15 protein-coding genes and 1 tRNA gene are annotated in these 26,601 nt (G+C 59.2%); 15 read left to right on the forward strand and 1 reads right to left on the reverse strand.

Translation table 11 applies throughout. The features are described from left to right. Nucleotides 1-18: 18 nt before the first annotated feature. From AC1AWK_RS01075 to AC1AWK_RS01125, 11 genes are all read left to right on the forward strand, one after another. On the forward strand, nt 19-9,411 hold the full coding sequence (locus AC1AWK_RS01075) for a hypothetical protein (protein WP_476567472.1): 9,393 nt from the start codon (nt 19-21) through the stop codon (nt 9,409-9,411). 295 nt (nt 9,412-9,706) lie between these two features. Further along, nucleotides 9,707-10,027 carry a thioredoxin gene (gene trxA / locus AC1AWK_RS01080; RefSeq protein ID WP_476567473.1) on the forward strand — a complete coding sequence of 107 codons (321 nt, stop codon included), beginning with the start codon at nt 9,707-9,709 and terminating at the stop codon, nt 10,025-10,027. A 400-nt stretch (nt 10,028-10,427) separates the two neighbouring features. Continuing rightward, nucleotides 10,428-11,429, forward strand: coding sequence for an aggregation-promoting factor C-terminal-like domain-containing protein (locus AC1AWK_RS01085; protein ID WP_476567474.1), 1,002 nt, complete (start codon nt 10,428-10,430; stop codon nt 11,427-11,429). 237 nt (nt 11,430-11,666) lie between these two features. After that, nucleotides 11,667-13,277, forward strand: a complete 1,611-nt coding sequence (locus AC1AWK_RS01090) for an MDR family MFS transporter (RefSeq protein WP_476567475.1) — start codon at nt 11,667-11,669, stop codon at nt 13,275-13,277. Between the two features lie 74 nt (nt 13,278-13,351). After that, entirely contained in the window at nt 13,352-13,978 is a 627-nt protein-coding gene (locus tag AC1AWK_RS01095; protein WP_476567476.1) for a DUF4916 domain-containing protein, read from the forward strand. 28 nt (nt 13,979-14,006) lie between these two features. Then, nucleotides 14,007-14,888, forward strand: a complete 882-nt coding sequence (locus AC1AWK_RS01100) for an alpha/beta fold hydrolase (RefSeq protein ID WP_476567477.1) — start codon at nt 14,007-14,009, stop codon at nt 14,886-14,888. Between the two features lie 159 nt (nt 14,889-15,047). Beyond that, on the forward strand, nt 15,048-16,853 hold the full coding sequence (locus AC1AWK_RS01105) for a L,D-transpeptidase (RefSeq protein ID WP_476567478.1): 1,806 nt from the start codon (nt 15,048-15,050) through the stop codon (nt 16,851-16,853). A 62-nt stretch (nt 16,854-16,915) separates the two neighbouring features. Continuing rightward, nucleotides 16,916-17,320 (forward strand): glycine cleavage system protein H, encoded by a 405-nt coding sequence (locus AC1AWK_RS01110; protein ID WP_476567479.1) that lies wholly within the window; start codon nt 16,916-16,918, stop codon nt 17,318-17,320. A gap of 21 nt (nt 17,321-17,341) precedes the next feature. Next, entirely contained in the window at nt 17,342-18,610 is a 1,269-nt protein-coding gene (locus tag AC1AWK_RS01115; RefSeq protein ID WP_476567480.1) for an App1 family protein, read from the forward strand. 8 nt (nt 18,611-18,618) lie between these two features. Next, on the forward strand, nt 18,619-21,141 hold the full coding sequence (locus AC1AWK_RS01120; protein ID WP_476567481.1) for a S9 family peptidase: 2,523 nt from the start codon (nt 18,619-18,621) through the stop codon (nt 21,139-21,141). 73 nt (nt 21,142-21,214) lie between these two features. After that, complete coding sequence (locus AC1AWK_RS01125; RefSeq protein ID WP_476567482.1) at nt 21,215-22,258, forward strand: 3-isopropylmalate dehydrogenase; 1,044 nt, start codon at nt 21,215-21,217, stop codon at nt 22,256-22,258. Nucleotides 22,259-22,372: 114 nt separating this feature from the next. On the opposite strand, the gene AC1AWK_RS01130 is transcribed toward AC1AWK_RS01125, so the two are convergent. Beyond that, nucleotides 22,373-22,564 (reverse strand): hypothetical protein, encoded by a 192-nt coding sequence (locus AC1AWK_RS01130; RefSeq protein WP_476567483.1) that lies wholly within the window; start codon nt 22,562-22,564, stop codon nt 22,373-22,375. Nucleotides 22,565-22,743: 179 nt separating this feature from the next. Here AC1AWK_RS01130 and AC1AWK_RS01135 point away from each other — a divergent pair, with 179 nt between their 5' ends. The 4 genes from AC1AWK_RS01135 (at nt 22,744) to AC1AWK_RS01150 (ending at nt 26,544) form a co-directional block, all read left to right on the forward strand. Then, nucleotides 22,744-22,998, forward strand: a complete 255-nt coding sequence (locus AC1AWK_RS01135) for a TM2 domain-containing protein (RefSeq protein ID WP_476567484.1) — start codon at nt 22,744-22,746, stop codon at nt 22,996-22,998. Nucleotides 22,999-23,098: 100 nt separating this feature from the next. Next, nucleotides 23,099-23,172: transfer RNA gene (locus tag AC1AWK_RS01140), tRNA-Gly, on the forward strand. A 289-nt stretch (nt 23,173-23,461) separates the two neighbouring features. Then, the gene (gene rpsO / locus AC1AWK_RS01145; RefSeq protein ID WP_476567485.1) at nt 23,462-23,731 is read left to right on the forward strand and encodes a 30S ribosomal protein S15; all 270 of its coding nucleotides are present in this window, start codon (nt 23,462-23,464) and stop codon (nt 23,729-23,731) included. Between the two features lie 227 nt (nt 23,732-23,958). Continuing rightward, complete coding sequence (locus AC1AWK_RS01150; RefSeq protein WP_476567486.1) at nt 23,959-26,544, forward strand: polyribonucleotide nucleotidyltransferase; 2,586 nt, start codon at nt 23,959-23,961, stop codon at nt 26,542-26,544. Nucleotides 26,545-26,601 lie beyond the last annotated feature (57 nt).

Below are 26,601 nucleotides of genomic sequence, written 5' to 3' on the forward strand. Positions count from 1 at the left end.
GAAAAGACAAGCGTGCAGGTGACTGGTGATGCGACGATCACATCCACGTTCCGCGAGCGCAAGGTGTGGGTCACCTGGTACGTCGGATTTGATGATTCGAATATGCCTGACGGGGCGACTAAGCCTGATTTGGGTAATCCTACCGTGCCAACCACGCAGTACGTACGCTGGAGCGAAACCGTGCGTACCTCGTATCTTGGTGATGATAAGTGGCCTACGAGTGCTGAAGACATCAAGACCTACTTCCCGCAGCTGGGAACGGACGAGACGCCGGTTGACCCGGAGGATGCTTCGGTGGGCTATCAGGCATCGGTGGCGTCCGTTTCCAAGAAGTCCGGCAAGACCGCCAAGGCCGCCTCTAGCACGGATTACGTGCGCGACCCATGGAAACTGTTCAGTCAGGACGGTAAGCAAAGCCAGGCATTCCAGGTTGCCTCACCAATTGGTGGTATTTGGGCGGTGGATCCCAGTGTCTATGGTCTGCATCTGACCAGTGGCACGGAAACGAATTATCCTGCCACGTCGCATGGCTGGCGCGATATGAACGGCGTGAAATTTGGTGCGGTGTATACCTATGACAACGGTACGTATGTGGTGAACTTCCAGATTGGCGACTCGAACGGTGCGGCCAAGGATAGTTCCAATGACGATAAGGCACATCGTGCGTTCGTTGAGCAGCAACTGTTCCGTAACGGCAACAGCACGTTCCACCGTGCAAGCTACGTCTTGGGAGCCTCGAAGTTCCCGGATGTGACCGTCAACCCGGTGGATAACTCGGAGGCGACCAAGAAGTACACGGACGATACGTCCAAGTGGCTGGTGTCGGGGTACTATCCAAGCACCACGGCGCAAGGCGACTCAAGCTCCGAGTACTCGCAGCAATTCATCACGGATTGCGTGAATACAGACGAGCGGTGGGACGAGGCCGCTAGCCTTAAGAGCAATCTCGACCGGATTGTCAAGACAGGTACCGAGGGTTGCTCGGTGACTCCATACACTGCCGAAGAGTTGAAGCGTACCGACGGCAAGGAGGGTAAGAAGGACAATCCGACTCCTGAACAGCCCACGGATTCTGATTCCCAGTTGGGTTGGAACAAGGTGCAGCTGCACATGATCGCCCGCTTGGAGGATTACAACCTCTCGGTGACGAACCCGCTGCCCGCCACGCTGACGGAAAACGCGCTGAAGGATGCGGCCGTTACGAAGGATCTGACCTTCAAGCCGGAGATGTACACTGACGGTGGCGTGTTCACCTTGGGCGATGTGGCGTTCAAGGACACCACCAGTTCGAAGGCGTCCGAGGGCGACTGGCTGTTCTTGGATGGTGCTTCGTGGTCGGGCGGGAATACCATCGTCTCTACGAATGCGGCCAAGGGCGCTGTCTACAAGGGTGTGTCCATCAAGCAGGGCTTGTCGCAAGGCAAGTATTCTGGCATCATCACGGTGACCTATCAGTACGAAGCCAGCAACCAGTCCAAGACGGTGCAGAAGGTTACTTTGGAGATTCCGGTCTCCTTGGTGGTGACCTCCGACGACCAGACGGCTACCAATGGCGGCTACACGGCGACGTTGCACAACTATGCGACGACTTTGGAGGATGTGAAGAAGGGTGGCTTTGATAGTGCATCTGCCACGGCCAAGACGCTTGGTCTGACCGTATATCACACGGATGAGAACGGCGTGCAGAGCGTGGTGTATGACGCGACCGAGGACGATCCGCAGGTCGACAAGTCCCATGCGGTTACGTTGAACGACTTCAAGGTCAATGATGTTGAGTCGGCCAAGCCGGCTGACAAGCTGACCAAGAAGGGCGACTACACGTTCGAAGCCAGCATCAGTGTGTCGAACGGCAGCGCTCAGGCAGTCTCCCTGTCGCCGAAGGCAAGCGTACATGTGTCTGAATACGGCACGCCGAACCTGTTCTGGGATAGCGCGAAGATCACGTTGCCGCAGAAGGATCTGCACGCCACGAACCTGTACGACTGGATCAAGCAGCAGATGAACGTGCGCGCCTACGATGAGAACAACAACTGGGTTGAGATTGCCAATCCGACCGTGACGGCCATCACCAGCACGCAGGATTTCAATGGCAAGCAAGTCGAACTGGCGGAGGCTGGCCCGGGTCAGGTCAAGGGCGCGGACAGCGATGGAACCATGGCTGACGGTACCTTCTCCGTGAAGCTATCCGGCGGTTTAGGCTCGTCAAGTAACGGACAGTCCGCTGAAGCCACGGCGAATGCTCTGACCTTGGTCAAGGCATCGTTGTCCAAGGCTAAGGCTGATGCTCCGCAGTGGGATTCGTCCAAGACGACTAATTCGGCGTTGGGCTGGAAGTCCGTTGCTGGTTACATCGAGAATGGCGCTGGCGAACCGGTGGCGGAAGACGCCGATCCGGCTGACTCCCGTGTAGGTGCGCAGTATGCGCCGGTGGTGCAGTATACGCTGTCCGCTGCGGATGGCGGCAAGGGTACTGTTCCTGCCGAAGCGGAGGCTACGACATCGACCAGTGCGTCCGGTTTGTCGGCGAACTCGAAGTATCAGGTGACGGCACGGTTCGTGCCCACCTCGACCAACAACGCTGACGAGGTGTACAAGGATGACGCGCCTTCCTCGGACGCGTCCAACGTCACGTGGACGGCTCCGTCCACGGTGAGCGTTGGTTCTACGGCCACTACCGGCGCGAACGTCGCTGATGTGCAGATTGATCACACGCCTGGGCTGAACAAGGAAACCATTAGCTGGAACGCTACGGTTGCGGAGGGCGATGGTCAAGTTACCATCACTTCGAATCAGCTGACTGTTTCCAAGTCTTTGCGGCGGGCTAAAGCCAGCTCCCGCACGACAGTGGGCGTGTCGGGGCATGAAGGTCAACAAGTATGGTTCTACGCCCGTGGCGTGGATAGCACGCTGGTATCTGACCAGCATGCTAACACCGAGTACGATGTGCCAGTGCGTGCCGATCGCCCGGTGGACCTGACGGCAACGAACCCAGAGCTTCAAGGGCAGAATGGTTCTGTCACCGGGTTTGATGGCAAATACATCAACACGTCTGACCCCGATGGCAGAAACGTGGAATCGCTGTACGAAGTTTCGTCGAACAACGGTAAGACCTGGTCTCCGGTCGTTTTGAACAAGGAGTCCACTGCAGAAAGTACCCAATGGGTCTATACCGCTCCAGCGGGCACTTACCTGTTCCGTGTGGCGTATTCCGACCAGAAGACCGAAGGCCACAACTACACGTGGTATACGCAACAGAGCTTCGTGTCGGAAACCAGTGACAGGGTAACTGTAGGTGCCGGTTTGTCCATCAGTGCGAAATCCGCGTTCACGGTTGGTTTGAACGAACTCCACGGTGAGTGGACCTCTGGTGGCGATTTCATCTCCACGAATGCTGAGCTGGTTGAGTTCTTGGCCGAACGTGCTGGTGTGCAGACATCTGGATCTGATGTAAGCGATTATAAGGTGGCTGTCGATCTTGGGAACGCCAAACCAGCTGAGGGCGTGTATACCAATGTGGTGTTCTATTTGACACCGAAGACCGGTGATGGGCAGGCAAAGACGGTAGAGGCTGATGCGGCCACTATGATTGTGACCTCTCAGGGTGGCGGCGATGGCTCCAATACGGATGCTTCCATCTACGCTTCCGATTTCGCGGTCTCTCTTGAAGAGATGACGAAGTCTAGCGGCGCGTACACGATGGATGACCTGAACGCGCTTGTGTGGAAGCGCTCCGGCGCGCACGGTTTTGAAGCCGACGGAAAGACCGTGTTGCCGAAGGACTACGACGCGAGCAAGGCAACTGCTGTCATCAGCGGTGGCGATGCGGATGTGTCCAAGCCTTCTGACCTCAAGGCGGGCAAGACGTACCAGGTGACCTTCACGGTGACGGGTACGGCTGCGCATGTGACCGTGAATATGGCGGTGTTCGCCAACGGCGGTGGCGGCGACGGCAACGGCGGCCAGGATGAGAACGGCTACACCATCTTCTCCAACCCGTTCAAGGCCACGGAATCCGAGATCGCCTCGGAAACCGAAGACGCGAAGACGCTGGTCAAGAACCGCGCTGGCGTGGTGGCCTACCATACGGACACCACCAACGGCACGGTTACCAAGATTGATGCGGCGAACATCGCGGTTGACGGGAAGGCTCTGTGGGGCAAGACGGCGGGGCGGGGCGCCGAGGCGGTGTTCTCCATCACCGGTCAGAGCCCTGAGGCCACGGCGAAGTCCACCTCGAAGGTCACCGTCTATAAGAACGGCGACGGTTCGCAGGACGGCAAGTACGCCATCTTCGCGCAGGACTTCACCATCTCGCGTGATGCGTTGAAGAACAAGACCAATGCCGATGGTTCGACGACGGCTGCCACGGTCAAGGAACTGCTATACGGCTGGGCGCATGTCACCGGCACGTACGAGGGCGCGGCGCTGGATGCCAGCAAGGTGACCGTGAAGGTGAAGGACATTGCCGACATCGAATCCGAAACCTCTTGGGCGAACGGTTCGTATGAGGTCTCGTTCTCCATTACCAGCAAGGAGGATCCGGCGCAGACCTACACGGCTACGGTAACGATGAGCGTGAAGGATAACGGCGGGCTGACTCCTGACGGCAATGGTGGATGGAATGCGGTGTTCTCCGACGACTTCGACATGAGCGTCAACGAGCAGAAGGCGGACGCGGCGAGCGACCTGCTCTATGCGGGTGAGGACAACGCCTACCCGAATCTGCAGCAGCGCGCCAACGTCGTTGCCTACCATGTGAACGCCGATGGCCTGCAAGACAAGAGCTACGCTCCCAACGATGTGGCTGTGGACGGCGCTGAAGCGTTGAAGACCGCCAAGGCCGGTTCCACGGCTGACGTGACTTTCAAGGCTCCGAAGAGTGGCGAGGCCAAGACTCAGGCTTCCGCTAAGAGCACGGCAACCATCCACGCGGGCGGCACCACCGTTGACCCGGATCCGGAGGATCCGAGCAACCATCCCGGTGGGGCGATCTGGGCGGAAGGCTTTGCGATGGGCTTGAACGAGCTCAGCGGCAGCACTCCGGGCAGCCTCGATACGGTCAAGCAGGCAATGTTCAACCGTGCCCGCGTCAACGGCTACCTCAACGTGCTTGGCGAGGACAACCAGGCAACCTCAACCACGTCGCTGACCGTCGACATGGTCACGGTTTCCGTGAACACGACGGACAAGGCATGGAAGGCAGGCGCATACACGGTAACGTTCACCGCCACCGGTGACAGCCGCGTGACCGCCAGCGTGCCGATGACCGTATACACGCATGGTTCGGTTGGCGGCAACTACGCCATCTTCTCGAACGACTTCACGGTTGGCGAGAATGAGGTGGATGCGCTGACCAACGCGCAGCTCATCAAGCTGGGCAAGGCCACGGTCTACAAGACGTCCGACTACCAGACCCCGATTACCTCCGACGAGAGCACCATTACGGTGACTAATAATGTGCAGGGCAAGAAGGCTGGCGCTACGGATGCTTCCGTCACCTACGCGGTGACCGCAGAATCGACCACCGCAACCACCTCCAAGGTGACCATCACCAAGGGCGGCACCACCGATCCCGATACGGGCGCCTATCTGCACGCGCAAGACCTGTACGTGTCGCAGGACGAGCTGGCCGGCAAGACGGCCGATGAGCTGCGCACGCTGCTGGTGACGCGTGCGTACGTGGCGGGCCAGTACAAGGATGGTTCGTCCATCGAACGGAAGGTAGTCACGGCGAAGATCGGCACTGATTTGGCCGAGCCAAGCGTAGACAATATCGTCGATGGCGCTAAGGTTACGTTCGGTGCGACCGTCGACGGTTCGGCGAACGGCAAAGCCTTGACGGCCGTGGTCACGGCGCACGTGTTCGACCACGGTACGATCACGCCGGTCGATCCTACCGATCCGGGTGATCCCGATCAGCCGACGCAGCCGGATGAGAACGGCGCGATTTCGTACGGCATGTTCTCCGACGACTTCAACATGGGCGTCAACGAGCGCGATACCGTGCTGGCGGAGACCGGCAACTACGCTGAACTGCGCGATCGTGCGAACGCAAAGGCCATCATGGTCGACGCGAATGGTTACGCCTCCGTGCTGAATGGGGATACGACCGACAACGTGATGGTTTCTGGCGACGATGTGGCGAAGCTGAAGGAAGCCCTGCCGAACACCACGGCTGAGGTGACCTTCACCAATGCCAAGGCCACGACCGATCCGCAGCCGACCTCCACGTCGACGGCGAGCGTGTACACCAACGGCACCACCGATCCGGGCGACGGTGGCGAGGGCGGTTCCAACCAGTATGCCGAACTGTTCGCCAACGAGTTCACCGTCAAGCGTGCGGACGCCGAGCAGTGGACGGAGAAGGAGGTGCGCCAGCAGCTCTTCAAGCGTGCGAAGGTCACCGGCCGCAACGGCACCGAACCGGCCACGGCTGACAATGTCTCCATTGAGGTGGACGGTACCAAGCTGGCCGAGCCGTCCAACACGTCGGTAATGGCCCGCGTGATGTCTGCGATCGCCAACGTGTTCGCTTCCGATGCGGCTTCCGGCAACGGCGTTGACTGGAGTCTCGACGAGCATACGGTCACGTTTGCGTTCGACGGCACTTCGGCCGCCGCTACGGTTGCCATGCACGTGCGTGACAACGGCACCGATCCGGTCGATCCGGGCGACGGCGGCGAAGGTGGCAGCGGCGACGGCCAGAAGGCTTCGATCTACGCGAACAACCAGTTCGTGGTGTTGCGCAAGAACCTGACCGCCGAGAATGCCGATGCGGCGAAGCTCGCCTACGAGGGAGCGAAGGTGACCGGCACCACGACGACCGGCGCTCCGCTGGCTTCCTCCGACGTGAGCGTAACGTTCAACGGCAAGCAGGCGAGCCAGGTCGCCAACTGGGATGCGAAGTCCTATACGGTGACGTTCACCGTCAACGGCACGGGCTCCGGTGATGTGGCTGCGGTCAGCGTGACTTCCACCATGCTGGTGCGTGACAACGGCACCGACCCGGTCGATCCGACCGATCCGAGCTACCCGGTGGTGGGCAAGGCGTCGATCTACGCGGATGATTTCATCGTCTCGCGCAAGACGCTCGCCTCCGCGGCAGACCTCAACCAGCTGCTCTACCAGCGTGCGGGTGTGACCGGAACCACCAAGGAAGGCGATGCGCTGACCTTCGAGGGCACCACGGTGAGTGTGGCGAACGCGGATGCGGCTGCCGGCTGGACGCGCTCGTCCTATCAGGTGACCTTCACGGTCAACGGTACATCTGGCGAATCCGAAGGTAACCAGTATGGTCCGGTCAACGTGACCGTCACCATGCAGGTGCGCGATAACGGTACCGGTCCGGTTGATCCGACCGATCCGACGTATCCAACGGTGGGTGAATCGTCGATTTACGCGGATGATTTCGCCGTGTCGCGTGATCCGGAATTGGCTGCTGCACAGACCGGCGACGCATTCAAGTCGCTGGTGTATCGCAACGCGCGTGTGGTCGGCACCGACAAGGCGGGCGCAGCATTGACCGCCGCCGGTGTGGATGTGACGGTCGAAGGCTTTGACAGCCTGGATGCGGCCGCCCAGCACGCGTGGAAGTCGGGTGACACCGCCAAGGTGACGTTCGCAGTGCAGGGCACGGAAGGCAAGACTGCCGTCACCGTGACCATGACCGTGCGTGACTCCGGCACCGGTCCGGTTGATCCAACCGATCCGGACGTTGATCCTTCGATCGGCGAGGCGTCGATTTGGGCCGACCACTTCTTCATGGTGAGAAGCGAGCTCAATGGCACGGTGGCGAACGTGAACGTTGCGGCGCTGATGTTTGCTCGCGCACGCGCTACGGGCCGTACCGTGGATGGGACGAAGCTGGCTGCCTCCGGCGTCACCATCACCGTGGACGGCAAGGCACTCAGCGAAGTGACCGATTGGAGCAAGAACTCCTACCAGGTGACCTTCGCCGTGAACGGCACCAATAATACGGTGTCCGCCACGGTGACGATGACCGTGCGTGAGGATGGCGGCGATCCGGACAATCCGTTGGCGGGCATTGCGGCGAGCAACTTCGTCACCACCAAGGACGAGATGTCGGGCGTGAAGGAAGCCGACCGCGTGGCTTGGCTGTATGGCCGGGCCAAGGCCTCGGGCACCGACGCGCAGGATGCGCCGTTGGATGACACGAAGGTCACGGCGCAGCTCGACGGCAAGCCACTAACAGGCGAGGATGCTGCCGCATGGCCTGCGTCCACGGGTGCGCATGTGGTCACGTTCACGATCAAGGGCACCGCGGCGTCTGCGTCGGTATCGATGACGGTGTTCGACCATGGCGGCAAGCCCGATGCGTCCGGTGTGGTGGTGTATTCCAACGACTTCCATGTCGTCAAGAGCGAGGCCGATACGCTGACTGCCGCGGATCTGATCTACCGTGCTGGCGCGGTCGCCTACCGGCAGGACGATTTGTCCACGCCGGTGGATGGCGTGACGCTCAAGACGCCGCTGGCGGACTTCAAGTCCGAAGTCAAGGCCGCGAAGATCGGGGCGAAGATCCAGGCGGTGTTCGCGGTGGCTTCCGGTGCGTCGAGCACGTCGCTGGCCACGGTGCGTGAATCGGGCACCGGCCCTGTCACGCCGAGCGATCCGAGTGATCCGAACGATCCGGCATATGCCGATCGCAGCTCGCTCTATGCAGATAGTCTCATTGCAGCGCGTAGTGAGGTTGAGTCCGCTGATGATGCCGCGCTTGCGCAACTGATCTGGACACGGTCGCGCGCTAACGGTACTGACAAGGCCGGTTCGCTGCTGGATGTTTCCGGAGTGGACATCACGGTCGATGGTGTGGCGTTGGCTTCGGTGACGAAGGCCCGCGCGTCGGTTGGTCAAGCGGCTCCGGCTTCGGCGTCGATTGACTGGTCCAAGCGCAACCATGAGGTCACGTTCCAAGTGGAGGGTGCCCGTGCCCATGCCACGGTGAACCTCGCGGTGAAGGATTACACATCCGGCAACGGCATGGATCCTGAGTATCCGCAGGCGATGATCGGGGCGAATGACATGACGGTGGAGCGCAACGACCTGATGTCGGCCAAGTCGACGGATGCGTTGCTGTTCGAGCGTGCCGCCGTCGAAGGCCGTGACGCTGACGGTGCCGTGCTGGATGTGGATGCGGTTTCCGTTGCGGTCGATCCGGCTGACGCGCAGTGGACGGTTGGCGACTACCGCGTGACGTTCACGGTGCGTGGCACCGCCGCTGCGGTTACGGTGACGCTGCATGTGGTCGATTCGAATGCCGGCGGTTCCGACGGTGCGACCACGCCGACAGGTGCCGCGGTGGGCGGTGTGCTCGGTTTGGTTGTTGCCTTGGGTGGCCTGGCATTCGCGATAGTGGCCGGTAAGCGTCGGCGCGATGCCGGTCGCCGGTGAGTCTCGCTGACCGTTAGCGGTGAACATGGATGGGGTCTGGGAATCGGACGTAGGTTCGGTCCCCGGGCCCCGTTGTCGTATGGTCTGATGCTGACCGCTGAGGGTATTGCCGAATTGGCATACCCTCGGACAGGATTGATGTTCATGTCGGACGTGATGAATTCCACTGATGGCTAAGCGGCTGGCGAATATTGCCGGTATCTGGAAAGCTGGATGCAAAGGCATACGATGAGACGGTAATGGTACCGACTTGTATGTGTGTGGGATTCATTTCTGCGAGATAAAGGAGTAACCTATGTCTGTGCATATCGCCAACCAAGACAATTTTGAGGAGCTGACTAAAGCCACACCTATCGTTTTCGTGGATTTCTGGGCGACGTGGTGTGGTCCATGCCGTGCCTTCGGTCCAATCTTCGAAGAGGCGAGCAATGCGCACACTGATATCACCTTTGTCAAAGTGGATGTCGATCAGTGCCCGGATTTGGCTGCTGCGGCAAGCGTGCGTGCGGTGCCAACGCTGGTGGTGATTCGTAATGGTGAGGTGATTTTCAACCAAGCGGGAGCGTTGCGAGCTTCTGATTTGGAGGATGTGATTAGTCAGGCGCAGGCACTGTAAACCATCTATTGGACGGTGCGGCGCATGAAATGATGTGTGCGCCGTGATATCTGCCGTCGCATATGTGCGTCGATAGGATCGGCCGCATGTGCGGCGGCTTTGTCGTGTTGCGTTGCCCGTGTAGCTGGTGCAATTGCACTTCTGCGATTCCGAATGTCCAGTCACGCTTCACCGTTGTATGTAGTGTTCCGCCAGGTGGCGCTCCGTCTGCCCGAACCTGGGCGGAGGGTAGTTATTTCTTAGCGTGTCTAGATATTTCGTCAATGTTCGCTATCATAGAGTTCGTGTGCGCGTTCCGACGGAGGCTACTTCGCGTAGTCGGCGCACCGAAGCACCGTGATGTGGATCGCAAGATCGGCATCATTGCCGTCGAGGCCCTGTAGTCCGACCAAGGAGCATAATGACTCGCCATCGCAAGGAACACAAGCCCACGCTCTCAGCGCTGAGCAAACGCCAGTGGATTCGCATCGCGGCGACCGTGGCGGCAGCGGGGCTGGTGGTGACCGGCGGTGTGGTGACCCGCAGTTTCTACGTGCAGGACACCCCGTTGGCGCAGCATGTGACTGCCTATTCCGCAACCGACACCGATTCCTTGGGTGTCTCGCGTAGCGAAAGCCGTGAGGCCCTGCGCGGTGCGGATGCCAATACTTCGTATGTGACCGTGAAAATCAACGGCAAGTCCCGCGTGGTGTTGGGAAGTGGGTTCACCGATGTTAAATCCGTGCTTGCCGCAGGCGGCATTACGCTCGAGCCCGATGATGTGGTGTCGCCATCGCTGACGACAAAGGTCACTGAGTCTACGGTGGTGACCATTGAACGTGCGGGAGCGCATGTGGAAACATCCGAAGATCCGATAGCGTTCAACACAGTGCGCAAAGAAACTGCTGATTTGCCCAAGGGAACGGAGAAGGTTGAAACCGAGGGCGAGGAAGGCGTTATGGAGACGACCAGCTTGGTGACCCGAGCCGGCGATACGGTGATTTCATCGAATGTATTTACCTCGTATGTGAAGAAAGCTCCAGTGGACCGTGTCGTATTGGTCGGCACGGGTACCGGTGGCGTGACGACAGGTAGCAATGATTTGGGGACGACGGTTCCTGCGGGAGAGATGCAGCAGTGGGCTCACGACTATCTTTTGTCGAACGGCTATACGGAAGCAGATTTCTCGGCGACGGTATATATCATCAGCCATGAGTCGGGATGGCGGGTCAATGCCACCAATGCAAGCTCTGGCGCGTACGGGCTGCCTCAGGCATTGCCCGGAAGCAAGATGGCTTCCGCCGGCGCCGACTGGCAGACCAACTATCAGACGCAGTTGAAATGGTTCTGGGGGTATTGCGCAAGTCGGTATGGATCCATCCAAGGGGCCTATGCTCATTGGATGGTCAATCGATCGTACTGATGCCCAAGCAGGCAGGGCCACATCAAGGTCGTCATCGCCAGTTCTACGGTGCGAAGCGTCCCACGTTAGGTTGTCTAGCGTGGGACGCTTCGCATAGTGGTCACGTGAGAATGCCAGTCCACGATTGGTTATAGTGTGGTCGGGTTGCTTCCCGGACCTAGAGACTCTGATTCCCCATGCCCGTCAAGCATTAGGCCATTGTTGGGCACCGTAGGGTGTGATTGTGAGGGAGGCTATATGGTACGGGAGCGTTCTCAAGTGTTGACGAGAGATGCCGCTTATGTCAATGGTCATTTGTCGCATGCCGCTTTTGTTTCCATTGCCATCCTTACGTTCATCACGTTTATCGACAATTTTACGCAGCTTCAGCTCAGCGCTGCCTTGCCGACTATGGTGAATGAATTTCATATTTCTGTGACCATGGGGCAGTGGATGACTTCCATTTTCCAGCTGGTCACCGGTGTGATGATTCCGTTGACCGCATTTTTGACGCGCCGCTTCACCACGCGTCAGATTGTGTTGACTTCCATGACGGTGTTTACCATCGGTTCGATTTGCGCGTGCCTGGCGCCATCGTTCCCGATTGCACTGACCGGACGTACGCTGGAAGCGATGGGTACCGGCGTGATGTGGCCGGTGTTGCAGATTACCGTGTTCTCCATATACCCGTTGTCCAAGCGTGGTATGGCGATGGGTATGGTGGGCATGGCCATGAGCGTCGCCCCGGCGTTGGGGCCGACATTGGGCGGTTTGCAAACGGACGCGGCGGGATGGCGTTCCATTTTTATGACGTTGGCGGTTGCGGGTGCGTTGTCATTGTCGTTGGCGTTCTTTGGTTTGCGTAATTTTGGGGTCAATGAGCCGGACGCCAAAGCTGATTTGTTCTCTGTATGCCTGTCGGCGTTCGGTTTCGGCGGTATGTTGTTCGGCTTTACCAACATCGAGTCGTATGCTTTCGACAATCCCATGGTATGGGTTCCCATGGGCATCGGTGCGGTTGGCATCGTGTGGTTTGTGCTGCGCCAGCTGCGCCATGCGAAGACGTATAAGGAAGCCATGCGCATGGAGCATGGCGATGAAGTTCTGTCGCAGGATAGTTGCGTGCGGTGCGCGCCCAAGCCGGTGAAGCATGTCGAACCTGCGCTGCTGGATTTGGGGGTGCTGCGCAATCGAAGTTTTACCATCGGTACGATTTGTGCGTCGCTGAGTTTTTTTGCCTTCAGTTCTATTACCGTGATTTTGCCATTGTATATCCAGGATGATAGGGGCTATTCGGCGACCATTAGTGGTTTGGTGATGTTGCCAGGCGCGCTGGGGCAGGCAATTTCACAGTTCTTTGGCGGACGTTTTCTGGATCGGCTCGGTGCGCGTCCGGTGGCCCTTATGGGATGCGTCACCTTGTTGTTTGGTACCGTGATGATGAGTACGGTGACATTGACCTCGTGGATTTGGTGGGTGTCGATTTGGCAGTTCGTGCGCATGATCGGAATGGGTTTTGTGCTGATGCCTATCACGACGTGGGCGCTGAATTGTCTGGAACCCTCCGAGGTATCTGCTGGATCAGCGGTGACGAATACCTTGCGACAGATTTCTGGAGCGGTGGGGGCTCCGGTATTGGTTATTATTATGGAAGCGCTTACGGCATGGCGTCGGTCGGTGTTGGGAACGGGGACGCAGGCAGCGATTGCCTCAAGTGTGTTTGGTGTGCAGTGGGCGTTGCGCATCAGTTCGCTGATTTGTTTAGGCATGGTATTGCTGGTGTTGTTTGGTGTGCGTGGTTCGGGTGCCGGATCATCCCGCGATGTGGCGCAACGTGCGTTGCGGCACATGCATGTGGTGCATCGCTGATGGTAAGTAACGTGGAAAACACACGGTGAATGTTGTGGCGGGCGCGTCGAGTCAAGTCATGGAATAATGGAGCCATGCCAGTGCTCAATGATGAAGTGCCCGATCCGGACGAGGACGGCCCCCGCCGCGGTCGTGGTGAATTTGATGACATCACACCTGAAGATTTTGTGCGAGGCTCACAGGGCGGCGATCCGCCGGGGTGGTTGCAGCCGGGGGAGCTGGTATGGCTGCGTGCCCATATGCCGGTGCCGTATGTGCAAATCGTGCCGGTGCGCACCGATGAACTGGGGCGAGTGAGCGCCGTCGGTGTCCTACTGCGCGTCGGCGATGGCGGCGTGGTCGAACGTGAGCTGATTGCCGGGAGGGTGCTGTTCCACGAAACACTGCGCGAGGCCATTGCCCGCAATATTGCCAAGGACTTAGGAGAGCTGGCGCTGCCGAGTTTACCGCAAACTATGACGCCGTTTACGGTGGCGGAATTCTTTCCGACACCCGGTGTCGGCGACTGCTACGATGCTCGTCAGCACGCCATCGCGCTATGCTACGTAGTGCCGATTTCTGGTGATTGCAGTCCATGCGACGAAACTCTGGACGTCGCATGGATGCAGCCGGATAGTCCGCAATTACAGGAATGCATCGCCTCCATGAGCGAGGGAACGGGCCGCATCGTTCGCCAGGCATTGGCATGGTGTGCGGTATGATGCGGCACGCATCGAGGAAGGACAGCCAATGAACATATTCCTGCGCAATACCATATATCGCGAAGCCGCCCGCATGACGGCTACTGACGTGAACGGTACCATTCCGTTGGTATTGGTGCATGCGTTCCCTATCGATCATCGTATGTGGGATGAGTGTGCACGGCAGGTGGTCTTGCTTGCCGACAAGGCGGGGCTGCCGGGGTTCGCCATCTGGGCGCCTGATATGCCGGGCGCTGGCGGTGCCGCGATTCCTGACGCTCCTGGTGCGGACGAGGTTGACCCCGACGGAGCATATCCGCAGGCGCTGGATCAGCTGGCCGACGCTTATGCGCAGCTGCTGCGCGATGCCGGATACGAGCGCGCCGTCTGGGTTGGTCTCTCCATGGGCGGGTATGTGGTGCTGGATATACAGCGCCGGCATCCGCAGATGGTTGCGGGTTTGGCGTTGTGTGACACGAAAGCGCAGGCAGATAGTGCCTCCGCGCGGGCAAACCGGCTTGCCGTGGCGCGTGATTGCGAGGAGCATGGTCGGGTGGATGCGGTGATGCATTTCGCCCAGCCGCAGCCGGGGGACTCGTCGGTGAAGCGCGGCGAGGCTTTTGTTGAGACGTTTGCACGGTGGATTGGCGAGCAGGATCCGCGTGGGGTGGCGTGGCGTCAGCGTATGGCGGCGGGGCGGCCTGATTTGTCGCCGGTGCTGGCTTCGGTGCAGGTGCCTTCGGCGGTGATGTGCGGCGATGTCGATCCATCAAGTGATCCGGAGGTGATGCGTCCTATTGCCGAGGCTATGACTGCGTCGTCAGTAAGGTTCTCGGTGATTGAGGATTGCGGACATTTCAGTGCGGTGGAACATCCTGAACGTGTGGCGGCGCTCTTGGTGGATTTGATGCGGCGTGTTTACGAACGGTAGGGGTTGCCAGAGGACTATAGCGCGGCTGTCATCGAGCTTTGCCCTTGACGGAATCGTCTATTTGGTGGGTGCCTGGCGTATAGTGTTGCGGGACTATGCGTGTGACTCGTCACCCCTATAATCGGGGGTGACGGGGGACCGGACGATCACAGGAGAACTATGGCTGACGAACTGCAGTGGGGAAACGGAACGCCGTCGACTCATAATGGGGGACCGCAGACGCACGACGAAACATCGCATTGGCTGCACGTGCCGCAGGAGCCAGAGGTTCCGCAATTGCACAGTGGTGAACAGACGTTGCCGATGGCTGCCGTCGGGGGCGGCGAGGCCGGGCAGGATAGCGCGATGGCAATGCCGGCGCACGGCGGCGCAATGTCGAACGCTGCGGCATATGCCGGCGAAAGCGCAGCTTTGGATGCGATGAGTGCCGTCTCGGATGATACGTGGTCCGGCGGCATGGACTTGGGGTTGGGGCAGTTCGCGCAAGATGACGATGATATGTCGGCATTGGCTTTGAAAAAGCGTCGTCCGTGGCTGCCTTGGGTAATCGTTGGCACTATTGTGGGCGTACTGATGGTGGCGGCGGTTGCCGGTGTGGCCGCTGCCCGTTGGTATTTCCAAGATAAGGCTGCTCCTGGCGTGCATTTTGGTGTGCAGAATGTCGCGGGCCAGACGCGCGAGCAGTTGACGGACACGGTGCGTCATGCGGTGTCGCGCAGCACGGTCACGGTTACCGATGATAAGGGGCAATCGGTGCGCGCCACATTGAAGCAACTCGGCGTTAACGTGGATGTGCCGGGTACGGTGGACGCTCTGCTGGACGCGAAGAACGATTCGTTGTTCAACCGCATCAACCCGTTCACCGATCAAACCGTTGATCTGCTGGGCAGTATCAATGAATACAAGATGTCGACGTATCTGACGTCCACATTCGTTACCGATAGCGAACAGGCGGTCCCGTCGAGCATGACGTACAATGCGGACGAGCATGCGTTCGTGGTGGTGCCGGGCAAGGAAGGCGAGTCGCCCAAAACCTCTGTGGTGCTGCAGGCGATCCATAAGGCGATGCGTGACCCGGGGCAAGCGCAACGAGCGTCCATCACCTACACTGATGTGGCGATGCCTATTACTGAATCTTCGGCACAGCAGACGGTGGATCAGGCAAACCAGCGATTGGCGAATAAGTTGGTGATAAAAAATGCCAACGGCAAAACGTTCACAGTGCCGGTCGATGTGGTGGCGTCTTGGATTACCCCCGCCGCGGATTTGGAACATGGCACGATGTCGCTGACGTACGATGACAAGGCGGCTCAGGACTATTTGAACCAGCAGATTCCTCAGGAACTCAACCAGACCATGGTGAGTCAGGTCGATATTGTTGACGAAAACAACAACATGTCATTAAAGGCTGCGGTCAAGGGTGTCAACGGTATCGTGGTGAAGAACACCCAGCAGACGGTAACTCAAGTGCTGGATGCGTTGCATCAGGGGAAGTCCGCCACTGTTGAGGTCGATGGTGATGTGACACCATTCGATACGACGCAAAAGCAAGTGACCATGCGTGTGGTGGTGGATCTTTCCACGCAGATGGCCGACGTGTATGACAAGGGGCAGCTGATCAAGTCGTTCCCGGTGTGCACTGGCCTGACCGGCAAGCATGAGACCGATACGGGAACGTTTGCCATTTACCTCAAATACAACGTTCAGGATATGACCGGTTCGAATGATGATGGGTCGCGTTACTTATCCAAGGGCGTGAAATGGGTGAGCTATTTCAACGGCGGCGAGGGTTTTCACACGGCTACATGGAATTATCCGGCGATTGCCAGCGGTGATCCGGGCGTACATGGTTCCCATGGCTGTGTCAACATGTACGAGCAGGATGCGCAGTGGATCTATGACAATTGTCCGGAGGGCACGGTGGTACAGGTCATCGGACAAACGCCGGACCATGCGGTGCGCTGAGGTGAACGGGGCCGATGGTCGTGCGCTTGTTGGCTGACGTGTCTGTGCGCTAGGCTGGATATATGAGCGAAGCAACCGACGAACACCGTATGAATTTGGCAGTTCCTGATCATTTGTTGTATACCGAAGACCATGTGTGGGTCAGTATGGGTGAGGAACTTGCCGTCATAGGCATGACGGAACACGCTACGGTCAGGCTTGGCGAGTTGTCAGGGGTCACGTTGCCGCAGGAGGGCGACGAGGTTCGTGCTGGCGACGAGATTGTCGAGTTGGAAACCGGTAATGGCGTCGAGCCATTGATTAGTCCGGTCAGTGGCGTGGTGCGCTATATCAACCATGCGTTGGAGGATGATCCGTCAGTTATCGTGCAGGACCCCTACGGCGAGGGGTGGATGTTGAAAATCGCTATAGATGATGACGAGCCGGATTTACTGGATGCCGATGGCTACGCGGCAGCCATCCAATAATAGGATGAATGGTGCGTCATCATGGCAGCGATCGAGAATGACAAGCTGGGCGAGTTGGATGGCGAGGGCTGTCTGACCGCCGACGATATCCCTACCGTGCCGATTCCTGCCCGCAAGGTAGTGTCCACCTTCGACCGTGCATCCCGTCATGAACGCATCGAAACCAAACCTCCGGCAGTGCAGTTTACCCGGCATTTGATCACCCGCCTATTTTCGTTATGGGTGAGGTGTTCCACGCATGTGGTGCGTGAGCTTGGCTGGTATCCGCGCGTCGAACCGTACGTGGGCTATGGTACGGAAGCGTATTCGCGGCTGGTGTGCCGCACGGTATATGCGCCGTCACGCGGACAGTCCGGCACTTTGACACGTGGTATCCGGGGCATGGCGTTGGTGCCGGCTCCCCATCGTGAGGTGCGTGTGGCGATTGATGGTGTGCCATTGCGCACTGTGCAGGTGGGGGTGTCGGAAGTCTATGACGAGGTCGATCCGACCCGCAATCGCAGCAGCGAGTACACGGTATCCGACACAGCTGGCTATTTGGATTTGGTGGCGGAACATCAGCTGTCACCGGGCATTCATCGGGTGTCATATCTGACCCAGCAGCGCAAGGCGGTAGGGGCGAACCTGTTTACCATTGCTTCGTCGGCACGTATCGGCGTGATTTCCGACGTGGATGACACGATTATGGTCACCCAAGCGCCAAGCGTGTGGAAGGCCGCGTACAATCTGCTGCTGCTCAACCCGAAGAAGCGCGCGCCGGTGCCCGGCATGAACGTCCTATTCAACCGCTTGGCCGATGTGCTGCCGGACGCACCGTTTTTCTATCTATCGACGTCGCCGTGGAATGTGGAGAGCTCGATTCGTCATTTCATTGCCGACCACGGGTATCCGGAGGGACCGTTATTATTGCGTGATCTCGATCCGCGCCCCAAGACCTTCATTCCTTCCGGCGTGCAGCATAAGCTGGAGTTTGCCGAGCAGCTGATGGCTGATTTTCCCGATATGAAGTTCGTGCTGATCGGTGACGACGGGCAAAAGGATCCCACGACATATGCCACCATTGCCAAACGGTATCCGGGGCGTGTGATTGCCATCGGCATTCGTCAGCTCAGTCCACGCGAATCATCGGCGCTGAGTTCCATGACCGGAGTGTCGATGACCCAGCCGGTACCGGTGACCGATGTGCCGGTGTTCACGGGCACTACGGGCCGCAATCTCATGAACACCATGCTGCCGTATCTGCGCCAATACGTGGCGAATGCGAGGCGAGCGGAAGGTCGCGCCGTATAATCGCCTCCATGAGCGAAACTTTGAAGGCGCCCGTGGCGGCGCGCGAACCGCATAAGCGTATTGTGCATGGTGATACCGTGCTTGATGAATACGCATGGTTGTCACGTAAGGATGACACCCGCGTGCGCGCATATGTGGATGCGCAGAATGCCTACGGTGACGCACGTATGAAGCATTTGGCGGGGTTGCGCAGCACATTGTTCGCCGAATTGAGTTCGCGTATTGAGGAAACCGACATGTCCGTGCCGGTGCGGATGGACGGCTACTGGTATTTCACCCGCACGCGCGAAGGCCAGCAGTATGGAATCCAGTGCCGTATGCCCATCCGTGGCGAGGATGATTGGGATCCGCCGCAGATCGACCCGCAAGGCGTGCCGGGCAGTGCTCCTGGTGAGGGAATCGTCTTCGATACCAATGCCGAGGCGCAGGGGCATGATTTTTTCCGCATCGGTGGCATGGACGTCAGCGTCGACGGGCGTTGGCTGCTGTATGGCGTGGATGCAAACGGGGACGAACGTTATGATTTCCGTATTCGTGACCTGCATACCGGGCAGGAACTGCCGGAGCGCTTTGCAGGTATCGGCGGTGCCTGTTTCACTCCGGACGCTTCCTGGGTGTTTTACGTGGTACTGGATGATGCCTGGCGGCCGTATGCGGTGCGTCGGCATCGCGTGGGCACGCCGGTTGCCGATGATGTGGAAGTGTTCCGCGAGGATGATGAACGCTTCTGGGTGGGTGTTGGTTTGAGTTTCGACGAGCGTATGGTGGTGATCGGAACTGGGTCTAAAACCACCAGTGAGGTATTGATGCTGCCGGTCGATACGCCGACCGGCGAGTTCAAGCCGTTTATCGCGAGACAAGAGGGCATTGAATACGATGTGAGCTTTGCCTGTTTTGAAGGTGCCGATGAACAGGGTGGGGATATTCCTGTGGCTGTAGTGTTCCACAACGCCACCAATCCCAACTTCGTGATTGATGTGATTGACATGCGTTCTCATAAGCCACCGTACCGGCTGGGTGAGGGAGTGTGCATCGCGCAAGGCTCGCCGTATGGATGCGAACTGGGAGATGCTGTGGAAGCGGGGGCAAGCCATCGCGCTGTCGGAGAACCGTATGATTGCCAAACCAATCCAGCGTTATTGCGTGGGCTTGGTGGATTGGCCATCGAAGGCATCGCATTGCATCGGCATTTTGTGGTGCTACGGTATCGAGCGCAGTCGTTGCCACATATCGCGGTGATGACGAAGGAACAGGCAGCGCGTGATTTTCTCTCCGGCGAACCGTGGCATTTCGTCCAGGTGGCGCCTCCCGCATTGGCCGATGATTGGGATAATGGCGCAAGCGCGGGCGCGGGAGCGGGGGCTGATACAAGCACTGATGCATGTGATGGCATCTCGCCAGACGGCACGGCGTTCGACGGTGTGGTGTTGGAGCCTGTTCGTCGACTGTATTCGATTGGCACCAGCGGCAATCCTTCCTATGATGCGCCAGGCATGCGCTATGCGTTTTCGAGCTATACGCGCCCGGGGGAGCTGCGCGAGTTGGATCCGGCGACAGGGCGTGACGTCTTGTTGAAGCGCAGCCGCGTGTTGGGCGGTTTTGATGCCCGCGCGTATCGTGAGCGCCGGTTGTGGGTGCGTGCCCGCGACGGCGAGTCCATTCCGGTGTCGTTGGTGTGGCATTCCGGATATCCGTTGGCGGATGAGACGCGGCCGGTTGCCGCGCCGATGTTCGTCACCGGCTACGGCGCGTATGAGATCAGTTCCGATCCGGGGTTCTCGGTGGCTCGCTTGAGCATGTTGGATAGGGGTGTGCTCTATGTTGTGCCGCATATTCGCGGTGGTGGCGAGATGGGGCGTGCTTGGTATGAGCAGGGCAGGCGTTTGCGTAAACGCCATACGTTCGAGGACTTTGTGGATGTGGTGCGCGCCGTGCAGCGGATCGGTTTTGCCGATGCCGCGCGCACGGTAGCCAACGGCGGTTCGGCCGGTGGGCTGCTGATGGGTGCCGTGGCGAATATGGCGCCCGAATGCTTTGCCGGCATCGAGGCGGACGTGCCGTTCGTGGATGCGCTGAACACCATATTGGATCCGTCATTGCCATTGACAGTGACGGAATGGGATGAGTGGGGCGATCCGCTCCATGATGAGCAGGTGTATCGCTATATGAAGTCGTACACGCCCTATGAGAACGTGCCGGATGATGCTGCGGGTGGACGGGATTCTGCGGATGCGTGGTCTGCTTCGCGGGCATTCCCGAAGATCTTCGTCACGTCGTCGTTGAACGATACCCGCGTGCTGGTAGCCGAACCGTTGAAGTGGCTGGCTCGATTGCAGGCGGCCGGCGTCGATGCGGTGGCGCATATCGAGGTGGAGGCCGGTCATGGCGGCACATCGGGACGGTATCGGCAGTGGGAGCAGATGTCGTATGAGAATGCGTGGTGTCTGGATGTGATGGGCTGTGCCGAGGTGAAGCCTTTGGTGTGGTGTTCGCCAAGGGCGACGCATGGTTCGGTGAATCGCCTTGTGTGACCGATATATGGACACTGTCCGGCATATGGTCATTTGATGCGGTGGATTGACGATATCGCTATGGTCGTGTGATATGAGCGATAGCACAACGGAGTATCACATCGCCGTCATTCCCGGAGACGGTATCGGCAAGGAAATCACCCCCATCGCCCAGCAGGTGCTGCATGCGGCGGTGGCCGGACAGGCTCGCATGATCTGCGAAACCTATGACCTGGGCGCGGAGCGGTATCTGCGCGATGGCTCCATCCTGCCCGACGACGAGATGGAACGATTGCGCCATGTCGATGCGATACTCTTGGGGTCGGTAGGCGATCCGCGCGTGCCGTCCGGCGTCCTGGAACGCGGACTGCTGCTCAAACTGCGTACCAGCTTTGACCAGTATGCGAATGTGCGCCCGTGCAAACGATATGCGGGTGTGCGCTCGCCGTTGGCCTATGATGGGCCGATCGACTTTGTGGTGGTGCGCGAGGGGACGGAAGGGCTGTACTGCGGTGCGGGCGGTTCGGTGGGACGGGGGACGGCCGCCGAAGTCGCCACGGAGGTGTCCGTCAATACGGCGCGCGGCGTGGAACGGCTGGTGCGCTATGCTTTCGCGCTGGCCCTGTCTAGGCGGCGCAAACTGACCTTGGTGCATAAGACCAACGTGCTGGTCAACGCCGGTGGATTATGGAAGCGTATTGTGGATAACGTTGCGCAAGATTTTCCACAAGTCCACTGCGATTATGTGCATATCGACGCCGCCACCATGCTGCTAATCAACGACCCTGGCTGTTTGGATGTCGTCGTGACGGACAACCTCTTCGGCGACATTCTCACTGACGAGGCGGCCGCTGTGGTCGGTGGCGTTGGTTATGCGGCGTCTGGATGCATCAATGCTGCCGGCGAGTATCCCTCCATGTTCGAGCCGATTCATGGTTCGGCTCCCGACATTGCCGGATTGGGCATTGCCAATCCCACGGGCGGCATTCTCTCGGTGGCGATGATGCTGCGCCATTTGGGGTTGGCCACGGCTGCCGAGCGCGTGGAAACTGCCGTGGAAGCGGATATCGCCGAGCATCAGGGCGTCGAACGCAGTACCGAACGCATTGGCCGCGATATTCTGGCGCGTATGGCGTAGGCATTATGCTGCCGGCGGTAAGCGCGGCGTGAGTTGGCGGATGGTAGGGTGGAGCCATGAGCGAAACATTCCCGAATCCCGAACAGGGCATGCCTGGGCGCTAGTCGCAGCCGGTCAATCAGCAGCCATATGTCGAGCAGCCGTATGGCTCGCAATCGGCTCTTGGGCAGCAGCCGATTGCAGGTCAGCAGTCGGCGTACGGTCAGACGCCGCAGCAGGCGACATATGGTCAGGCACCTCAGCAGCCGTGGCAGCCGCAGGGGCAACCGCAAGGCCAGTCGTATGGCCAGCCGCAAAGTCCTGCATATGGACAGCCTGGTCAACCGCAAAGTGCTCAGTATGGCGCCCACTATGGTCAACCGCAAGGTCAGGCGCAGCCGCAGCCCGTATATGGTCAGCCGCAGCAACCTTATGGGCAACCGTATGCCGGTCAGCCTCAGGGGCAACCGTATGCGCCCAACGCGGCGTTCGGCTATCAGCCTTATATGAAGCCGCCCAAGCAAAAGATCATTGCCGGCATCCTCGGCATTCTGTTGGGCAGCTTGGGCGTGCATAACTTTTATCTGGGCAACACCGGCAAGGCGGTGGCGCAATTGCTGCTCACCTTGGTCGGCTGGGTAGTTATCGTTGGTCCGCTGGTTTCTTCGGTGTGGGGCTTGGTCGAAGGCGTGCTGATTCTGTGCTCGCAGCCCGGAAGCCCGTGGCATCGCGATGGCAGTGGCCAGGAGCTGCAGGATTAGTGTGATGTGCTGCCGGCCGTGCGGCCGCGACGCGCTGGCGGCGCGTTGAGTGTGCCAATGGTGTGGGGTTGTGTATAATGGCACACGCACCTTGGTGCACGCGGACGTAGCTCAATGGTAGAGCCTCAGTCTTCCAAACTGATTACGCGGGTTCGATTCCCGTCGTCCGCTCCATTTCTGGGCAAGTTTCATGGCTCCGGTTTGCTGCGACTAAGCAATTCCACCTGTTTTTCATAGCTCTTGAACGGCTTTGTGCCTTCAAGATTTTCTTATTCAGAATGAATGTCGGATTCAAGCTGTAGATATTCTCGGATTACAATGTGGGCGCCGTCGGAAACATCTACATCGCATGGGTTGGCCACCCCTGCGTATAGACTTGCCAGTTGGCGTAAGTTCGCCCGCGGATGGAGAGCGCTTTCGGCATGGGGTCGAGGGCACCGCGCAACGATATAAGGAGGATGCCGTGGCTTTGACGGCTGAACAGAAGCAGGAAATCATCAAGACCTATGCGACGCATGAGGGCGACACGGGTTCTCCCGAGGTTCAGGTTGCGTTGCTCAGCAAGCGCATCGCTGACCTGACCGAGCACCTCAAGGAGCACAAGCACGATCACCACTCTCGTCGTGGTCTGCTGCTGATGGTTGGTGACCGCCGCCGTCTGCTCGATTACCTCAAGCGTGTGGACATCAATCGTTATCGTTCCCTGATCGAGCGACTGGGTCTGCGCCGATAGTATTCTTCCGCCCGAGCAGGTGACTGCTCGGGCGCTTTTGCATGTCGGCTTTCTGGCAAGGGATGAAATGCAAGAACCTCAGGGTGGGGTTCGAAGAAGTCTGGAATCTGATACGAGGAGCAGCGGCGGGACGCCGCACGAACTGCAAAAGAAGCTGCCGGCAAGGGCCGGTATCGATGAAGGTTAGAAGTTAGATAGATAGCAGTAAGAAACGAAGGAGGAACCCTATGGAGGGTCCCGAAATCAAGGCCGTAGAGGCCGTTATTGACAATGGATCATTTGGCAAGCGCACGCTGCGCTTTGAGACCGGTCGACTCGCGCAGCAGGCTGATGGCGCGGTCGCCGCATACCTGGACGACGACTCGATGGTGTTGTCCACCACGACGGCTGGTTCCAGCCCGAAGGAAAATTATGACTTCTTCCCGCTGACCGTGGACGTCGAAGAAAAGATGTACGCGGCCGGTAAGATCCCCGGATCGTTCTTCCGCCGTGAGGGACGCCCCAGCTCGGAAGCGATTCTAGCGTGCCGTATCATCGACCGTCCGCTGCGCCCGCTGTTCCCGCACACCCTGCGTAACGAAGTGCAGGTCGTGGAGACGGTGCTCGCGCTCAACCCCGAAGATGCGTATGACGTCATCGCACTGAACGCGGCTTCCGCTTCCACCATGATTTCCGGTTTGCCGTTCTCCGGGTCGGTTTCCGGTGTGCGTTTGGCGTTGATCGACGGCCAGTGGGTGGCGTTCCCGCGTTGGAGCGAGCGCGACCGCGCGGTATTTGAAATCGTGGTTGCCGGTCGTGTGATTGATAACGGTGACGTGGCCATCGCCATGATCGAGGCCGGTGCCGGCAAGAATGCCTGGCAGCTGATCTACGAAGAGGGCCAGACCAAGCCCGACGAGGAAGTCGTCGCCGGCGGTCTGGAAGCGGCCAAGCCGTTCATCAAGACCATTTGCGAAGCGCAGGACGAGCTCAAGCGCATCGCCGCCAAGGAAACCAAGGAATTCCAGCTGTTCCCGGAGTACACCGACGAACTGTATGCCCGCATCGACGAGATTGCGCACGCTGATTTGAACGAAGCGCTTTCCATCGCGGAGAAGCTGCCGCGTCAGGATCGTATCGACGCCATCAAGCAGACGGTGAAAGATACGTTGGCCGGTGAATTCCTCGACATGGACGAGGCCGAGAAAGAGAAGGAGATCGGCAACGCGTTCAAGGAGCTGCAGCGTCAGATCGTGCGTCGCCGCATCCTGACCCAGGATTACCGCATCGATGGCCGTGGCCTGCGTGACATCCGTACGCTGAGCGCCGAGGTCGACATTGTGCCTCGTGTGCATGGTTCGGCGCTGTTCCAGCGTGGCGAAACGCAGATTCTGGGCGTGAGCACGCTGAACATGCTCAAGATGGAGCAGCAGATCGACGCGCTGAGCGGTCCGCAGTCCAAGCGTTACATGCATAACTATGAGATGCCGCCGTATTCGACCGGTGAAACCGGCCGCGTCGGTTCGCCCAAGCGTCGTGAAATCGGTCACGGTGCGTTGGCGGAGAAGGCTTTGGTGCCGGTGCTGCCAGGTCGTGAAGAGTTCCCGTACGCCATCCGTCAGGTGTCCGAGGCAATCGGCTCCAACGGTTCGACGTCCATGGGTTCGGTGTGCGCCTCCACGCTGTCGCTGTTGGCGGCCGGCGTGCCGTTGAAGGCTCCCGTTGCCGGCATCGCCATGGGCCTGGTGTCCGGAGAGGTCGACGGCCAGCACATCTACAAGACGCTGACCGATATTCTGGGCGCCGAAGATGCATTCGGCGACATGGACTTCAAGGTCGCTGGTACCAGCGAATTCGTGACCGCTCTGCAGCTGGACACCAAGCTGGACGGCATTCCGGCCGACGTGCTGGCCGCCGCGTTGCAGCAGGCCAAGGAGGCCCGTACCACGATTTTGGAAGTCATCAACGAGTGCATCGACGGCCCGGCCGAGATGAGCCCGTATGCTCCGCGTATCATCACCACCAGCGTTCCGGTCGATAAGATCGGCGAGGTCATTGGCCCGAAGGGCAAGATGATCAACCAGATCCAGGAAGACACCGGCGCGGAAATCGCCATCGAAGATGACGGTACCGTGTATATCTCTTCCGAAGGCGGCGAAGGCGCGGAGAAGGCCAAGCAGATCATCGACCAGATCGCCAACCCGCATGTGCCGGAAGCCGGCGAAACCTATAGCGGCAAGGTGGTGAAGACCACTAGCTTCGGCGCGTTCGTCAACCTGACGCCGGGCACCGATGGCCTGCTCCACATTTCGCAGGTGCGCAACCTGGCCAACGGCGAGCGTATCGACGCGGTCGAAGACGTGCTCAAGGAAGGCGATACCGTCGAGGTCATCGTGCAGGGCGTCGACGAGCGTGGCAAGATTTCGCTGGCGATCCCGGGTTTTGAAGATCAGGAATCTTCGGCGCCGGCTCGTCGTGAGCGTGACGACCGTCGTGGTGGTCGAGGCCGTCGTGAGCGTGACGATCGTGATTTCGATCGCGATGATCGTCCGCGTCGCCGTCGTGAACGCGATGACCGCGATTATGACGATCGTCCGCGTCGCCGCCGTGACGACCGCGATGATCGTGATGACCGTGACTATGACGATCGCCCGCGTCGTCGCCGCGAAGAGCGCGATGAGCGTGATTACGATGATCGTCCGCGCCGCCGCGAGGATCGCAACCCGCGCTATGTAGCGGACGATGATTACGACGAGTATCGCGCGACCCGCGAGGAACGCGCCGAGCGTCCGCGCCGCCGCGTGCGTCGTGACTTCGATCCGTTCGAGGACTGATCGACAGGCCGATGCGCATAGCCTAGGATGGCTGCGTGCATCGGCCATGTAGTCGAA

This window comes from Bifidobacterium sp. LH_491 (assembly GCF_056356495.1).

Bases quoted from the DNA above. Each gene is read 5' to 3' on its own strand.
- AC1AWK_RS01105 (WP_476567478.1), top strand. From the start codon at position 15,048: ATGGCTGACGAACTGCAGTGGGGAAACGGAACGCCGTCGACTCATAAT.
- AC1AWK_RS01115 (WP_476567480.1), top strand. From the start codon at position 17,342: ATGGCAGCGATCGAGAATGACAAGCTGGGCGAGTTGGATGGCGAGGGC.
- AC1AWK_RS01095 (WP_476567476.1), top strand. From the start codon at position 13,352: ATGCCAGTGCTCAATGATGAAGTGCCCGATCCGGACGAGGACGGCCCC.
- AC1AWK_RS01125 (WP_476567482.1), top strand. From the start codon at position 21,215: ATGAGCGATAGCACAACGGAGTATCACATCGCCGTCATTCCCGGAGAC.
- AC1AWK_RS01130 (WP_476567483.1), bottom strand. From the start codon at position 22,564: ATGCAGGACTTTGCGGCTGGCCATACGACTGGCCTTGCGGTTGCCCCT.
- AC1AWK_RS01135 (WP_476567484.1), top strand. From the start codon at position 22,744: ATGAAGCCGCCCAAGCAAAAGATCATTGCCGGCATCCTCGGCATTCTG.
- AC1AWK_RS01120 (WP_476567481.1), top strand. From the start codon at position 18,619: ATGAGCGAAACTTTGAAGGCGCCCGTGGCGGCGCGCGAACCGCATAAG.
- AC1AWK_RS01090 (WP_476567475.1), top strand. From the start codon at position 11,667: ATGGTACGGGAGCGTTCTCAAGTGTTGACGAGAGATGCCGCTTATGTC.
- AC1AWK_RS01110 (WP_476567479.1), top strand. From the start codon at position 16,916: ATGAGCGAAGCAACCGACGAACACCGTATGAATTTGGCAGTTCCTGAT.
- trxA (WP_476567473.1), top strand. From the start codon at position 9,707: ATGTCTGTGCATATCGCCAACCAAGACAATTTTGAGGAGCTGACTAAA.
- AC1AWK_RS01100 (WP_476567477.1), top strand. From the start codon at position 14,007: ATGAACATATTCCTGCGCAATACCATATATCGCGAAGCCGCCCGCATG.
- AC1AWK_RS01085 (WP_476567474.1), top strand. From the start codon at position 10,428: ATGACTCGCCATCGCAAGGAACACAAGCCCACGCTCTCAGCGCTGAGC.
- AC1AWK_RS01150 (WP_476567486.1), top strand. From the start codon at position 23,959: ATGGAGGGTCCCGAAATCAAGGCCGTAGAGGCCGTTATTGACAATGGA.